A 1,752-nucleotide genomic window follows, 5' to 3' on the forward strand; every position below is an offset into this window, starting at 1 on the left:
GATGTGTATAAGAGACAGCAGCAGTACCCCGGCGCGCCCGCCCCGGGCGGTTCCGGCGGGGGCTTCTTCAAGGGCAAGCCGGGGATCGTCATCGGCGCGGCGGTCGCCGGGCTGCTCGTGGTCGGCGGCGGCGTCTACTTCGCCACCAACGGCGGCGACGACCCCAAGAAGCCCGTCGCCGACGCGAGCACCGACACGGACGGGCCGAGCGCCTCCCCCACCGTGGACAAGGGCGACGGCAAGGGCGACGGGCGCGAGGTGGACGACGACCTCAACGCCGGGCGCAAGCCGGGCGAGGCGAAGGTCCTCTGGCTGACCAAGAACGACGTCGACGTGCCCCGCAGCGGCGCCGACGTGTACGGCCCGTGGATCGTCGGGGACACCCTCGTCAAGGGCATGTACCGCTCGGTCGTCGGCTACTCGGCGGCCGACGGCAAGCAGAAGTGGACGGTGCCGCTCCCGGCCGACATGTGCGCGGCCCCGAACAACCCGACCGCGGACGGCAAGTTGGTCATCGGCGTGATGAACGGGACCTCGGAGAAGGCGGAGTGCGCCGATCTGCAGATGATCGACCTCACCACCGGCAAGGCCGGCTGGAAGAAGTCGGTCAAGAAGAACGGCGTCTGGGACATGATGGCCGACGTCGGCCTGGCGATCAGCGGTGACACCGTCACGGTCGGCCGTTCCGACAACTCCAACGCCTTCCGGGTCAGCGACGGCAAGGAACTGTTCGGCAAGCCCTCGGGCAAGTGCCAGCCGTTCGCGTTCGCCGGCGGGCCCAAGCTGATCGCCGCCGTCAGCTGCCGCACCGACGACGTGGACAACCCGCAGCACCAGATCCAGGAGCTCGACCCGGTCACCGGGAAGGCCAGGTGGACGTACGTGCCCAAGCGGGGCTGGGAGATCGACAAGGTCTACTCGGTGAGCCCGCTCGTCGTGTCGCTGACCAAGGACAAGGAGTGGTCCATCCTCGCCCTCAACGGGAACGGCACCAACCGGTCCGGGCTGGTCAGTGACAAGGGGGACGGGTTCGCGGTCGACTGCGGCCACGACTTCTCGGTCTTCGGCCAGACGCTTGAGGGCTGCACCGGGGTCGCGGCCGACGCCGACACCTTCTACATGGCGACCAAGGACGACACCAGCGGCGACGCGGGGCGCACCAACAAGATCGTCGCGTTCGACCTGAACACCGGCAAGCCCAAGTGGAAGGCGGCGGCACCCGCCGGGCGCGTGCTGAAGCCGATCGGTATGGAGGACGGCAAGCTGCTGGTCTACATGCAGCCCACCTACGACAAGGGCGGCGCGGTCGCCACCCTCGCGCCCACCGGTGGCGCGCCGACCGTCGTGCTCCAGCACCCGGACTCCACGACCCGGATCGAGAACGCCTTCTTCACGTCCAAGGCCGTCTACGCGGGCGGCCGTTCCTACATCGTCAGCGGTCGCGTCAGCGCCTCCAACGACGAGGAGGAGATGGAGCAGACGACGATGATGGCCTTCGGTAAGTGACGGACCCCGGTCACGACCGGTCCGGCGGGCCCCCGCTCGCCGGTCCGGCTGATCCGCCCGCCCCCCACCCCTTCTCTCCGGATTCCCCAGAGGTACGTACGCCATGACCCAGCCGAACGACGGACCGCCCCAGGGCGGCTTCGGCGCCCCACAGGACCCGCCCCCCGCAGGCTTCGGCCCGCCGACCCCGCCGACCCCTCCGCCGTCGGACCCGCTGAGCAAGCAGCTGTCTCTTATACACATCTC

1 protein-coding gene is annotated in these 1,752 nt (G+C 69.5%); it reads left to right on the forward strand.

The window, feature by feature from the left end:
* Nucleotides 1-1,506 (forward strand): outer membrane protein assembly factor BamB family protein (locus tag IH13_RS0100085; protein ID WP_031079867.1); only part of this gene is annotated, 1,506 nt, incomplete at its 5' end.
* Nucleotides 1,507-1,752: the final 246 nt, after the last annotated feature.

The sequence above is a fragment of the Streptomyces sp. NRRL WC-3549 genome (assembly GCF_000721935.1).
Taxonomy (GTDB): domain Bacteria; phylum Actinomycetota; class Actinomycetes; order Streptomycetales; family Streptomycetaceae; genus Streptomyces.